The following is a 12,510-nucleotide window of genomic DNA, read 5'->3' on the forward strand; positions in this document are numbered from 1 at the left end:
CATGAAAACCAAAGTGACCTCCCGAAGCCTGCTCCCATGGGGCGGCGGTCTCATGGTGCTCATGCAGTTCTCTTGCGCGGACTTCCGGGACGCGCGCGACTACGAACGCAAACGGGAAAGATTTGCGGAAGAAGGCGTCATCCTCCCTCCCAAGGCGCCGTTGCCTCCAATTCCTCTATTCTAGCATCCCGATGCCCTTCCGCCTCCATGCGAATCCGCCGCGGATGGCCAGCACCCTCCCGGCAAAAAAAGTCATGAACGATCCGGTGCGCGAGCTGTATTCCGAACGTCGCTATCCGGACCTCAGTCATCCGGTGACGGACATTTCACGCCTGTGGGTCAGCGCCCGGGTGGCCGGGCTGGCGCAATTGGCGGAACCCACCAACTGCCGGGTCTTGGAGTTCGGCTGCGCCGCGGGGCAAAACCTGCTGCCGCTGGCCGCCCGCTATCCGAAGAGCGACTTCACCGGGCTGGACTTTTCCGACACCGCGGTCCGCCAAGCCCGCCAGCTTTCCTACGACGCCGGGCTTTCTAACATCCGCTTCGAAACCGCGGACCTCCAGCACTGGCGGGCATCGCACCCATGTGACTTCCTGATCGCCCACGGCGTGTTCTCTTGGGTGCCGGATGAGGTGAAAACCCGCGTGCTCGATCACTGCGGGCAGGTCCTTTCGGAAAGCGGCGTCGCCTGCATCTCCTACAATACCCTGCCCGGTTGGTCGCTGCGACGCGACCTGGTGCCGCTGGTCAAAGCGCTCGCCAACAATCCCGCCGCCGCCGGCCTCGGCGAAACCGTGGAATCCGTGGCCGCCTCCCTAGCCGACATGGCTGGCGCGAACACCGCCCACGCCGCAAACGTGCAGGCCATCTGCCGGGACATGGTGAAAAAGGGCCCGACGGTCCTCCCCTTTGATGACTTCGCCCCGATCTGCGACGCCGTCTATTTCGCCCAGTTCGCAACCTGGGCGGCGGAGCGCGGCCTCCGCTACCTCGGCGAGGCGCGCCTCCAGGACAATCTGCCGGACGGCGTCTCGCCGGAGGCGTTCGATCGACTCGCGCCCCTCGCTGCCGACCCCATCCTCCTCCAGCAGACGCTGGACCTTCTATCCGGCCGGACCCACCGCAATAGTCTCTTTTGCCGGGCCGATGCCCCGCTGGAAGACAACACCACCACCGCGGTAGTGATGCACTTCGCCGCCGGGCTGGGCTCAATCAAGCTCCCCCCTGTGGAAAGCCTCGCGGTCAGCCAATTCCGCGAGCTGCTTGAGGAAGTCGCCCCGTCCTGCATCTCCGTGCAGGAGCTGATCCGGCGGACCGCGGAGCGCTTGGGCAGCAGTTGGGACCCGGCCCGCCACGGCCGCGAACTGGCCGGCTGGATCTATCAGGCAGCACGCCTCGGCGGCATCGAATTGCGCTCGGAGCCGTTGGAAATCCGCCGGGAATCCCTCGCTGCCCCGCAGCTGTCCCCGCTGAACCTCCACTTCGCCGCCGCGAACCGCCCCGTAGTGGATGTCCGCCATTTCCCCTGCCGCTTTCCAGATGGCCATGAGCGCCTGCTGGCGGCGATGGACGGCTCCCAGCCAGCCGATCAACTGGCCGAGCGAGCTCGCGAAGAATTCCCCCAGCTGGATTTCCCTCGCTGGCTCGCCCACCTGGCCGAGCGCGGAATCGTCACCTGATGCCAAGCGGGTTCGTTCATTTCAGATTGAACAATCCGGCTCAGCTAGTTATGCCGCCGCCTGTGCGACCGGCCCGCGAAGAGGAAGAAGTCCGCGAATTTCCGACGCTCGGGGCGCTGGAAGCGCAGGTGATCCAGGTCTTCGTCGACGGCGTGAAGGTACTCGGCCTCCCCCGCTCCATCGGGGAAATCTACGGCCTCCTCTTCATCTCGCCGGAGCCCCTGTCGTTGGACGACCTCGTCGAGCGCCTAGGCATAAGCAAGGGCTCCGCCAGCCAAGGGCTGCGCGCGCTCAAAGGCCTCGGCGCCGTCCGCGAGATCGACTTGGAAAACTCTCGACGCCTTCATTTCCAAGCAGATACGGAGCTCAAGCGACTCGTCGGCGGCTTCATCCGCGAACAGGTCCGGCCCCATCTGGAAAGCGGGCAGTCGAAAGTCGGCCGCCTCCTTGAAGTCGCCTCGGATGAACCGGACGCGGAGCTCCAGGCCTTCTTCAAATCCCGGGTGACCCAGCTCGAATACTGGATGTCAAAGGCACGATTCGTCCTGCCCATCCTGCAAAAAGTCCTCGGCGAATGAGCGAGCTCCCCCCCAGCGAGCGTGCCTGGTACTGCCTGAAAACGCAGACCAAACGGGAAGCCATCGCCGCCGCCCATCTCCGCGAGATTGAGGGCGTGGAGGTCTTTTGCCCCCTGCTGCGCTACCGCAAGGCGACCCGCCGCGGCAAAATCTGGTGGGTCGAGGCACTCTTCCCCGGCTACATTCTGGCCCGCTTTCAACTGCGCACCGACGAACGCGCGGTCATGTACTGCGCAGGCGTCCGCGGACTGGTCCGCTTCGGCGACAAGGTCCCGGAAGTGCCGGACGATTTCGTGGAGCTGCTCCGCCAGGAAGTGGCCAAGCAGGGGGAAAAGGAAGTCCTGACGGTCGGCCCCCGAATCACTGAGGGAGAAGAGGTTGAGCTCGCCCACGGCCCGCTCGGCGGGGTAAAAGCGACCGTCGTGGAAGTCCTCCCCGCCCGCGAACGCGTCCGGGTCCTGCTGGAATTCCTCGGCCGCGAGCAGGTGGTGGAGGTCGACCTTTTCTCGCTGCTCCTCCCCCGCAAACCCCTTCCATGACAACCCCGCCACTCCGGATTGTTCATTTTGGATTGAACGGAGAGCCGATTTTTCGATCCATCGCGCCGTTAGGCGCTCCCGATGAAGCCGCCTGAAACCAATACCTTCCGACTGCCGCTGCTGGTCTTGTCCGTGCTTCGGGCAAACGACCAAGGGCGGCAGCTTGGCTAAACCTCCCCCCCATACTCCCATGACTCCCATCGAAGATCTCAAAGGCAAGACCGCCGTGGTTACCGGCGGTGCCGGATTCGTCCCATCCCACCTCGTCGATCGCCTGCTGGCGGACGGCCTGCGGGTCGTGGCACTGGACAATTTCGTCACCGGCCACCGGCGCAACATCGCCCACCTCGAAGGGAATCCGAACTTCACCTTCATCGAGCAGGATGTTTCCCAGCCCTACGATGTCGAAGGCCCCGTCGCCTTCGTCTTCCACATGGCCTCCCCTGCGAGCCCGATCGATTACGTCCAGATCCCGATCGAGACCCTGAAGGCCGGCTCCTACGCCTCGCACAATGCCCTCGATCTCGCCCTGCGGAAAAAGGCGACCTACCTCGTCGCTTCCACCTCCGAGGTCTATGGTGACCCCGAGATCCACCCACAGCCGGAAACCTACTGGGGCAATGTGAACTCAATCGGCGTGCGCTCCTGCTACGATGAAGCAAAGCGCTACGCCGAGGCCGCCACGATGGCTTACCACCGCGCCCACGGCCTCGACACCAAGATCGTCCGCATCTTCAACACCTACGGCCCGCGCATGCGCCTCGACGACGGCCGCGTGGTCCCCGCCTTCATCGGCCAGGCCCTCCGCGGCGAGCCGCTCACCATCTTCGGCGATGGCACCCAGACCCGCTCCTTCTGCTACGTCTCCGACCTGGTAGACGGCATCTGGCGCCTCGCCCGCTCGACCACGCATGAGCCGGTCAACTGCGGCAACCCGCACGAAATGAGCATGCGCCAGTTCGCGGAAGCGATCGCGGAAGTCTTCGGCATCGAGCTGACGGTCGATCCCAAGCCGCTTCCTCCGGACGACCCGAAGGTGCGCAAGCCGGACATCACCCGCGCCAAGGCAGTCCTCGGCTGGGAGCCGGTCGTGCCCTTCGACAAGGGCATCCGCGAGACCATCGAGTACTTCCGCGGACAGCTTCAACCCGCGTGATCCTTGTCGCCTGACGCCAGCGTCGATTTCCTGATCGTCGGAGCCGGGTTCTCGGGTCTCGTCGCAGCGGAACGGTTATCCAATGCCGGATTCCGCTGCGTGGTGGTGGACAAGCGCCCGCACCTCGGCGGCAACGCCTACGATCGCGTCGATGCGGCGGGCGTGCTGGTCCACGATTACGGCCCGCATTACTTCCGCACGAATTCCCAGCGCATCGTCGACTACCTCGGCAAGTTCACCGAGTGGCAGGACGCGGACTATAAGATCAAGAGCTACTCGGAAGGCCGCTACTGGAGCTTCCCGATCAACCTCCACACCTTCGAGGAAATCGTCGGCCACCCGGCGACCACCGAGGAGTTCGAGGCCTGGATCGAGGAGCACCGCGTCCCGGTCGATGAGCCGCAGAACTCCGAGGAACTGATCCTCTCCAAGGTCGGCCGCGAACTCTACCGCCGCTTCTACGAGGGCTACACCCTCAAGCAGTGGCAGCGCCACCCGCGCGATCTGGACGCCAGCGTCTGCGGCCGGGTGCCGATCCGCACCAATCGCGACGACCGCTACCTCAACGAGGAATTCCAAGCGCTGCCGAAGGACGGCTTCACCGCGATGTTCGGGCGCATGCTCGATGCCTCGCCAAACGTCGAACTCCACCTCGGCGTCGATTTCAACGAAGCCTGCCAGCGCTGGCGCCACCGTCACCTGATCTTCACCGGCCCGGTGGATGAATACTTCAAGCGCCGCTACGGCGCACTTCCGTACCGCTCGCTGAGCTTTGAGCACGAAAGCTTCACCGCCGACCAGCTCAAGGCCCGCGAGCTCATCGCCGGAAAACCCGGCTTCTGGCAGCCCGCCGTGCAGGTGAACTACCCCGACGCGGACGTTCCCTACACCCGCATCGTCGAGATCAAGCACGTCACCGGGCAGAAAATCGACGCCTCCACGATCATCCGCGAATTCCCGCGGAACTGGACACCGGAGGAGGAGCCGTTCTACCCCGTGCCCGCGGACGACGCGAAGACCGCCTACCGCCGCTACGCCGAGCTGGCCGCCGCGGAGGAAAACGTTAGCTTCATCGGCCGCCTCGCCACTTACCGTTATTACAACATGGACCAGGTCACCGGCATGGCACTCGCCGAAGCCGATCGCCTGATCGCCCGCTACTCACCGGCTCCGCATGCTTGAAAAGTTGAAATCAAAACAGGGCTCCGTCGGCGTCGTCGGCCTCGGCTACGTTGGGCTGCCGCTTCTGCTGGCCTATGCCAAGGCAGGCTTCCGCGCCGTCGGTATCGACATCGATCCGGGCAAACCGGAAGCGCTGCTCGCTGGCCGCAGCTACATCAAGCACATCCCCGGCGAGCACGTGTCCGAAGCGCTCGCATCCGGCAGGCTGGAGGCGACCACCGACTTCTCGATCATCAAGACCCTCGACGCGATCATCCTCTGCGTCCCCACACCGCTCGATGAACACTTCGAGCCGGACCTGAGCTACGTGGTGAACACGGTCGAAGCCGTGGTACCGCATTTGAAGGCAGGCCAAGTGCTCAGCCTCGAAAGCACTACCTACCCCGGCACCACCGACGAGGAAGTCGTGACGCGCGTCGAGAAGGCCGGCTTCAAGGTCGGCACCGAGATTCACGTCGTCTATTCGCCGGAGCGCGAAGACCCGGGCAATACCAAGTTCTCCGCGACGAACATCCCGAAGGTCGTCGGTGGCATCACGCCTGCCTGCCTCGAGGCTGGCGTCGCGCTCTACGAAGCCGCCTTCGAGCAAGTCGTGCCAGTCAGTTCCTGCAAGGTCGCCGAGCTGACCAAGCTGCTGGAAAACATCTACCGTGCGGTGAACATCGGCCTCGTCAACGAGCTGAAGGTCGCCGCCGACAAGATGGGCATCGACATCTGGGAGGTCATCCGCGCCGCCTCGACCAAGCCCTTCGGCTTTACCGCCTTCTATCCCGGCCCGGGCCTTGGCGGCCACTGCATCCCCATCGATCCCTTCTACCTCACGTGGAAGGCCCGCGAGTATGGTGTCCACACGCGCTTCATCGAGCTCGCCGGTGAGATCAACCGCAGCATGCCGAACTACGTCGTCCATCGTACCATGGAGGCGCTCAATTCGCGCGGCAAGCCGGTGAAGGGATCACGCATCCTGCTCATGGGCCTCGCCTACAAGGCGAACGTCGATGACATGCGTGAGTCGCCGACCTTCGCCTTGCTCGATGGCTTCAAGAACCTCGGTGCCGAGGTTTCCTTCTACGATCCCCACGTGCCCGTAGTCGGCCCGACCCGCGAGCACATGAACTGGGCGGGCACCCGCAGCATCGAGTGGAGCGAGGAAACGATCCGCGCCCAGGACTGCATCGTCATCTCCACCCATCACGCCGCCTTCGATCTCGCCCAGCTCGCCGCTTGGTCTGACCTCATCATCGACACCCGCAACGCGATGGCCTCCATCGACACGCCCGAAGGCCTCGTCATCAAAGCCTGATCTGATTTCCCATGTCCGTTCCTCTTCTCGACGTCAACGCCCAGAACCTGCCGCTCGAAGCCGAGCTGAAGCAGGTCTTTGAAAACGTGCTCCGCTCCGGCCGCTTCATCCTCGGCGAGGAAGTGGAGGCTTTCGAAAAGGAATGCGCCGCAGCACTCGGTGCAAAGCACGCGATCTCAATCTCGTCAGGCACCGACGCGCTGATCATCGCACTGATGGCGCTCGGCATCGGCCCCGGCGACGAGGTGCTGTGCCCCTCCTTCACCTTCTTCGCCACCGCCGGCAGCGTCCACCGTACTGGCGCGACGCCCGTCTTCTGCGATGTCACCACCGATTGCTTCGGCATCGATCTCGAGTCGGCAAAGGCGAAGCTCACCTCGAAAACCAAGGCGATCATCCCGGTCCACCTCTTCGGCCAATCCTCCGAGATGGATGCCATCACCTCCTTCGCGAAGGAGCATGGCCTGAAGATCATCGAGGACGTCGCGCAATCCTTTGGCTCCACCTATCGCGGCCGCGCCTGCGGCACCATCGGCGAGATCGGCAGCTTCAGCTTCTTCCCGTCGAAGAACCTCGGCGGCTTCGGCGACGGCGGCCTCGTCACCACCGAGTCTTTCGAGCTCTGTGAGAAGATGCTCCGCCTGCGCAATCATGGCATGCACCCGCGCTACTACCACTCGATGGTCGGCGGGAACTTCCGCATGGACGCTCTCCAGTGCGCACTGCTGCGCGTGAAGCTGCACCACATCGGCGAATATGCCGCCGGCCGCACGCGCAATGCGAACTACTACAGCCGACGTCTTTCCAAAATCTCCGGCGAAGAACTCATCCTGCCGAACGACCGTGACCACGCCGGCCACGTCTGGAACCAGTACACCCTGCGCGTCCCCGGCCGCCGCGATGAGCTGAAGGCCCACCTCACGGAAAAAGGTATCGGCTGCGAGATTTACTACCCGGTGCCAATGCATCGCCAGGAGTGCTTCGCCAATCTTCCTGAGCACTCGCTTTCGAACTGCCCGATCTCCGACCAACTCGCGTCGGAAGTCGTCAGCATCCCGGTCTATCCGGAACTCGTCGAAGCCCAGCTCGACGAAGTCGCCACCGCGATCGAGTCCTTCTTCCCCTAACCTCCCCCACCTCCATGAAGACCTTCATCACCGGACACCGCGGCATGGTCGGCTCCGCCCTCGTGCGCGAGGCCGAAAAGCGCGGCGGCCACGACGTCATCACTGCCGGCCGCGACACGCTCGACCTGCTCAGCCAGCAAGCCGTCTTCGACTTCCTCGCTGAGAAGAAGCCGGACATCGTGATGATCGCCGCTGCCAAGGTCGGCGGCATCCACGCGAATGCCACCTACCCGGCGGACTTCATCTACGAGAACCTTAGTATTGCCTCGAACCTCGTCGAAGGCAGCCGTCGCGCCGGCGTGCCACGCGTGCTCTTCCTCGGCTCCTCCTGCATCTATCCGAAAATGGCGCCGCAGCCCATGCCTGAGGATTGCCTGCTGACCAGCCCTCTGGAAGTGACGAACGAGGCCTACGCCATCGCCAAGATCGCCGGCCTGAAGCTGTGCCAGCACTACCGCGCCCAGCACGGCCTGATGTATCACTCGGCGATGCCGACGAATCTCTACGGCCCAGGTGACAACTACCACCCGGAGAACTCCCACGTTATTCCCGCCCTGCTCCGCCGCTTCCATGAAGCGAAGCAAAGCGGTGCATCGAGCGTGACCATCTGGGGCACCGGCACCCCGCGCCGTGAATTCCTCCACGTCGACGACCTCGCCGCCGCCTGCTTCCACCTGCTCGGCCTCGATAACCCGCCTGACTGGGTGAACGTCGGCGTCGGCGATGACGTGACCATTCTCGAACTCGCGCAGCTCGTCGCTGAAACCGTCGGCTTCACCGGCGAAATCCTCACCGACCCGACCAAGCCGGACGGCACACCTCGCAAGCTGATGGACGTCTCCAGGATCAAGGCCACCGGCTGGTCCCCCGTCGTCGATTTCCGCGATGGCTTGGCCGCTGCTTATCAGGACTTCCTCGCCAGCCTCGAAGCTGGCGCGGCCCGCCTCTGACCCACCTTATCGCGTAATGGGGACAGGGCGCTGGATCTGGCATCCTCCCGTTCCCTCCTCCCTCCCAAATCCTTCCCCCTTACAGTCGCCATGAAGAAAGCTCTTATCACCGGTATCACCGGCCAAGACGGTTCCTATCTCGCCGAATTCCTGCTGGAGAAAGGCTACGAAGTGCACGGCATCAAGCGCCGCGCCTCGCTTTTCAATACCCAGCGCGTGGATCACATCTACGAGGATCCACACGTCGAGCACGCCCGCTTCCGCCTCCACTACGGTGACCTGACTGACACCTCGAACCTTACCCGCATCCTTTCCGAGGTGCAGCCGGATGAGGTCTACAATCTCGGTGCCCAGTCGCACGTCGCCGTCTCTTTCGAAGCCCCGGAATACACCGCGGATGTCGATGCGATTGGCACCCTGCGCTTGCTGGAGGCGATTCGCTTCCTCGGGCTGGAGAAGAAGACCCGTTTCTATCAGGCCTCCACTTCCGAGCTCTACGGCCTGGTGCAGGAGATCCCGCAGAAGGAAACCACTCCTTTCTATCCACGCTCTCCCTACGCCGTCGCGAAGATGTACGCCTACTGGATCACGGTGAACTACCGCGAGTCCTACGGCATGTATGCCTGCAATGGCATCCTCTTCAACCACGAGTCCCCGCGCCGCGGCGAGACCTTCGTGACCCGCAAGATCACGCGTGGCATCGCGAATATCGCGCAAGGCCTTGAGAAGTGTCTCTACCTCGGCAACATGGACGCACTGCGCGACTGGGGCCATGCGAAGGACTACGTCCGCATGCAGTGGATGATGCTCCAGCAAGATCAGGCCGAAGATTTCGTGATCGCCACCGGCAAGCAGATCTCGGTGCGTGAGTTCATTCGCATGTCTGCCCGTGAAGCCGGCATCGAACTCGAGTTCTCCGGCAACGGCGTGGACGAAAAGGCGACCGTCACGTCCGCCAATCCCGAAACCGCTCCAGCGGTGAAAGTCGGCGACGTGATCGTGAAGGTGGACGCCCGCTACTTCCGCCCCGCCGAAGTGGAAACCCTCCTCGGCGACCCGACCAAGGCGAAGGAAAAGCTCGGCTGGGTCCCGGAAATCACCGTCGAGCAAATGTGCGCCGAAATGGTCGCCTCCGACCTCGATACCGCCAAGCGCCACGCCCTGCTCAAGGCCCACGGCCACCACGTGTCGGTGTCGAAGGAGTAACCAGCCTTCGTAGCGGAACGACTGCGTCGTTCCGGCTGCTCGCGGCCCGAATCCATCAAACAGCCGGCGAGCCTCGCTCTCCGTCGCACGATTCATGCGCAAGGTCTTCGTCTCCGGCTGCTACGACATCATCCACGGCGGCCACGTGCAGTTCTTCGAGGAGGCGCGAGCCCTCGGTGATCATCTCACGGTCTCCTTCGCCTCATCGGAGGTACTGTGGATCCACAAGCGCCGCAAGCCGTCCATCCCGGACGAGCACAAGAAGGCTCTGTTAGAGAGCCTGCGCATGGTCGATCACGTCGTGATCGGCAACGGCCACGATGAGGGCATCGATTTCCGCGAGGAATTCCTCCAGCTCCGGCCGGACATCCTCGCAGTCACCGATGATGACAAGTATGGCGACCTGAAGCGCGCCCTGTGTGCCGAAGTCGGCGCGCAATACGTGCTACTGCCGAAGACACCGCCTCGTTTCGAGCCAGTGTCGACGACATCGATCGTCCGCTGGGTGCAGGCACCGACCGAGGCCCCGCTTCGCGTCGATTTCGCCGGCGGCTGGCTCGATGTCCCACGCTTCTCCCGCGAGGGAGAGTTCGTGGTGAACTGCGCGATCTCACCGCTCGTTTCACTCCGTGAGTGGCCCTACGAAAAGCAAGCTGGCCTCGGCGGCAGCGGCGCATGGGCCTTGCTCAATGGCAAGGACGGCATCGACTCCGAAATCAATCTCGGCGTCGGCTGGCAAGACCCCGCAGTCATTCGCGAAACGGGCCTCTGCGTGTGGCGTTCCGGCCAAAAGCCCGTCCTCGATTTCAAGCGCAACGGCGACTTCCTCCGCGGCTGCCTCGCCATCCTCTGGACTGGTTCACCCCATGACACTCCCGGTGCCGCCGACATTCCGCGCGATTACGATCGCATCGCCGAGTCAGGTCGCATCGCCCGCGAAGGAGTGATCGAAGCATCCCTCGAGAAGCTCGCGCGCGGCATCCAAGTGTATCACTCGATGCAGCTCGACGAAGGCATGGATGCACTCCCGGAACTTCCCGGAGCCCTCGCCCGCAAATACTGCGGCGGCGGCTACGGCGGTTACGCCCTGTATCTCTTCGCCGGAGAGTCAGCCCGCGCCTCCGCGCTGGCTTCAAACGACCAGCTCCGCCCCGTCGAGCCCTATTGCCACTAAGGAGTGTCGACGTTCCGTCGACACAGCACCACCCATGCGCATCCACCCCGTCATCGGCCTCCCCCTCGCCTGCACGGACTACGCCGGCGCGGTCGCATGGATTCTCGACAAAGCCACCGCTCCAACTACGGCATTCGCCGTAGAAGCCGCCAATACCCACGTCGCCGCCCTCGCCCGCAGCGACGCCGCCTTCGGTGAATCGATCCGCCGCTTCGATCTCATCGTCCCGGACGGCATGCCGCTCGTCTGGTCGCTCAATGCCGCCCTTCCCGCCACCGAGCGCCTGACCGACCGCGTTTACGGCCCGACGTTGATGCTGGAAACCCTCAAGGCCAGCGCCAGCCGCCCGGAATTCCGCCACTTCCTTCTGGGCGGAAAGGAATCCACCCTCGAAAAGCTCCAATCCGTCTTCGCCGACCGCTTCCCCGGTGTCGCGATAGCCGGCAGCTACTCCCCACCCTTCGGCGAATGGCCGGAAGACGAGTTCGAGCGCATGACCGGGAAAATCCGTGAGTCCGGCGCGAACCTCATCTGGGTCGGCCTCGGCTGCCCGAAGCAGGAGCACTGGATCGCCCGCTACAAGGACCAGCTCCCCCCCGGCGTCTACTTCGGCATCGGCGCCGCCTTCGCCTTCCACGCCGGCGAGGTTTCTCAAGCGCCCGCCCTTCTTCAGAAGTTCGGCCTCGAGTGGGCCTACCGCATCGCCGCCGAGCCGCGCCGCCTCTTCCGCCGCTACTTTACCTACAATTCCCTTTTCCTCTGGTATACCCTCCGTGACCGGATGAGCGGAAAAGGCTGATTCTTTCCTGACCCGCCGCCATTTCCCTGCTAGAATCATCTCGTCATGTCGAACATCCACCCGCACGCCACCCTGCCACGGCAGGACAAGGAAACCCTTCTCGGCCAACGCGGCGTCGTGCTGTGGTTCTGCGGTCTCTCCGGATCCGGCAAGTCGACCATCGCCAGCGGCGTCGAGCGGGTGCTCCACAGCCAAGGCCGCTACACGGTGCGCCTGGATGGCGACAACCTGCGCACCGGCCTGAATGCCAACCTCAGCTTCACCGATGATGACCGGCTGGAAAACATCCGCCGCACCGCCGAGGTCGCCAAGATCCTGGCCACGAACGGCACCATCGTCCTCTGCTCCCTGATCACCCCGCGCGGCCTGCACCGCGATCTGGCCCGCGGCATCCTCGGCGAGGACTTTGCCGAGATCTACGTGAAGGCCAGCTACCAGGCCTGCGAGGCCCGCGACGTGAAGGGCCTCTACGCCAAGGCCGCAAAGGGTGAAGTCGCCAACTTCACCGGCAGGGACAGCGGCTTTGAGGAGCCTCAGCAGGCCGAGCTGGTGATCGACACCGAAAAGCTCAGCATTGAAGACGCGGTTTTCGAAGTGCTGGAGTTTCTCGGCACCCGCGGGGTGCCTGCCGCCGACTTGGCCGGTCAGGTTTGATACAGGAACTCTCCTGCACACTGACTGTCAGACCTCACCCTCAAACATTACCAAGTTGCTCAACTAGGTAATTGTTTCTTGCACGACCCCTCGGACCGGCCTTTTCCTCCCGGCCCCGCGACGGCAACCCGGACCACCGGCAGCCCGCGTCCCGAAACCACGG

The 12,510-nt window shown here is 63.8% G+C and carries 12 protein-coding genes; all 12 read left to right on the forward strand.

The window, feature by feature from the left end:
- Positions 1-191 precede the first annotated feature (191 nt).
- The 12 genes from WKV53_RS09850 (at position 192) to cysC (ending at position 12,347) form a co-directional block, all read left to right on the forward strand.
- On the forward strand, positions 192-1,679 hold the full coding sequence (locus WKV53_RS09850) for a methyltransferase domain-containing protein (protein WP_341404404.1): 1,488 nt from the start codon (positions 192-194) through the stop codon (positions 1,677-1,679).
- 62 nt (positions 1,680-1,741) lie between these two features.
- Complete coding sequence (locus tag WKV53_RS09855) at positions 1,742-2,257, forward strand: GbsR/MarR family transcriptional regulator (RefSeq protein ID WP_341404405.1); 516 nt, start codon at positions 1,742-1,744, stop codon at positions 2,255-2,257.
- Positions 2,254-2,796, forward strand: coding sequence for a transcription termination/antitermination protein NusG (nusG, locus tag WKV53_RS09860; RefSeq protein ID WP_341404406.1), 543 nt, complete (start codon positions 2,254-2,256; stop codon positions 2,794-2,796). Before WKV53_RS09855 ends, nusG begins: the two co-directional genes overlap by 4 nt.
- Before the next feature lie 190 nt (positions 2,797-2,986).
- The gene (locus tag WKV53_RS09865; protein WP_341404407.1) at positions 2,987-3,952 is read left to right on the forward strand and encodes a UDP-glucuronic acid decarboxylase family protein; all 966 of its coding nucleotides are present in this window, start codon (positions 2,987-2,989) and stop codon (positions 3,950-3,952) included.
- 3 nt (positions 3,953-3,955) lie between these two features.
- Positions 3,956-5,134 carry a UDP-galactopyranose mutase gene (gene glf, locus WKV53_RS09870; protein ID WP_341404408.1) on the forward strand — a complete coding sequence of 393 codons (1,179 nt, stop codon included), beginning with the start codon at positions 3,956-3,958 and terminating at the stop codon, positions 5,132-5,134.
- Entirely contained in the window at positions 5,127-6,437 is a 1,311-nt protein-coding gene (locus tag WKV53_RS09875) for a nucleotide sugar dehydrogenase (RefSeq protein WP_345789650.1), read from the forward strand. Before glf ends, WKV53_RS09875 begins: the two co-directional genes overlap by 8 nt.
- 11 nt (positions 6,438-6,448) lie before the next feature.
- Positions 6,449-7,564 (forward strand): DegT/DnrJ/EryC1/StrS family aminotransferase, encoded by a 1,116-nt coding sequence (locus WKV53_RS09880; protein WP_341404410.1) that lies wholly within the window; start codon positions 6,449-6,451, stop codon positions 7,562-7,564.
- A 14-nt stretch (positions 7,565-7,578) separates the two neighbouring features.
- Entirely contained in the window at positions 7,579-8,514 is a 936-nt protein-coding gene (locus tag WKV53_RS09885; RefSeq protein ID WP_341404411.1) for a GDP-L-fucose synthase family protein, read from the forward strand.
- Positions 8,515-8,604: 90 nt separating this feature from the next.
- A complete protein-coding gene (gene gmd, locus WKV53_RS09890) occupies positions 8,605-9,720 on the forward strand; it encodes a GDP-mannose 4,6-dehydratase (protein WP_341404412.1) in 1,116 nt (371 codons plus the stop codon).
- 94 nt (positions 9,721-9,814) lie between these two features.
- The gene (locus tag WKV53_RS09895; RefSeq protein WP_341404413.1) at positions 9,815-10,894 is read left to right on the forward strand and encodes an FAD synthase family protein; all 1,080 of its coding nucleotides are present in this window, start codon (positions 9,815-9,817) and stop codon (positions 10,892-10,894) included.
- A gap of 34 nt (positions 10,895-10,928) precedes the next feature.
- Entirely contained in the window at positions 10,929-11,693 is a 765-nt protein-coding gene (locus tag WKV53_RS09900; protein WP_341404414.1) for a WecB/TagA/CpsF family glycosyltransferase, read from the forward strand.
- A 45-nt stretch (positions 11,694-11,738) separates the two neighbouring features.
- Entirely contained in the window at positions 11,739-12,347 is a 609-nt protein-coding gene (cysC, locus tag WKV53_RS09905) for an adenylyl-sulfate kinase (RefSeq protein WP_341404415.1), read from the forward strand.
- The last annotated feature ends 163 nt before the right edge of the window (positions 12,348-12,510 follow it).

It is taken from the genome of Luteolibacter sp. Y139, assembly GCF_038066715.1.
Taxonomy (GTDB): domain Bacteria; phylum Verrucomicrobiota; class Verrucomicrobiia; order Verrucomicrobiales; family Akkermansiaceae; genus Haloferula; species Haloferula soli.

Excerpts from the sequence above, each read along its gene's own strand:
- WKV53_RS09850 (WP_341404404.1), top strand. The coding sequence starts at position 192 with ATGCCCTTCCGCCTCCATGCGAATCCGCCGCGGATGGCCAGCACCCTC.
- nusG (WP_341404406.1), top strand. The coding sequence starts at position 2,254 with ATGAGCGAGCTCCCCCCCAGCGAGCGTGCCTGGTACTGCCTGAAAACG.
- WKV53_RS09865 (WP_341404407.1), top strand. The coding sequence starts at position 2,987 with ATGACTCCCATCGAAGATCTCAAAGGCAAGACCGCCGTGGTTACCGGC.
- WKV53_RS09875 (WP_345789650.1), top strand. The coding sequence starts at position 5,127 with ATGCTTGAAAAGTTGAAATCAAAACAGGGCTCCGTCGGCGTCGTCGGC.
- WKV53_RS09880 (WP_341404410.1), top strand. The coding sequence starts at position 6,449 with ATGTCCGTTCCTCTTCTCGACGTCAACGCCCAGAACCTGCCGCTCGAA.
- WKV53_RS09885 (WP_341404411.1), top strand. The coding sequence starts at position 7,579 with ATGAAGACCTTCATCACCGGACACCGCGGCATGGTCGGCTCCGCCCTC.
- gmd (WP_341404412.1), top strand. The coding sequence starts at position 8,605 with ATGAAGAAAGCTCTTATCACCGGTATCACCGGCCAAGACGGTTCCTAT.
- WKV53_RS09895 (WP_341404413.1), top strand. The coding sequence starts at position 9,815 with ATGCGCAAGGTCTTCGTCTCCGGCTGCTACGACATCATCCACGGCGGC.
- WKV53_RS09900 (WP_341404414.1), top strand. The coding sequence starts at position 10,929 with ATGCGCATCCACCCCGTCATCGGCCTCCCCCTCGCCTGCACGGACTAC.
- cysC (WP_341404415.1), top strand. The coding sequence starts at position 11,739 with ATGTCGAACATCCACCCGCACGCCACCCTGCCACGGCAGGACAAGGAA.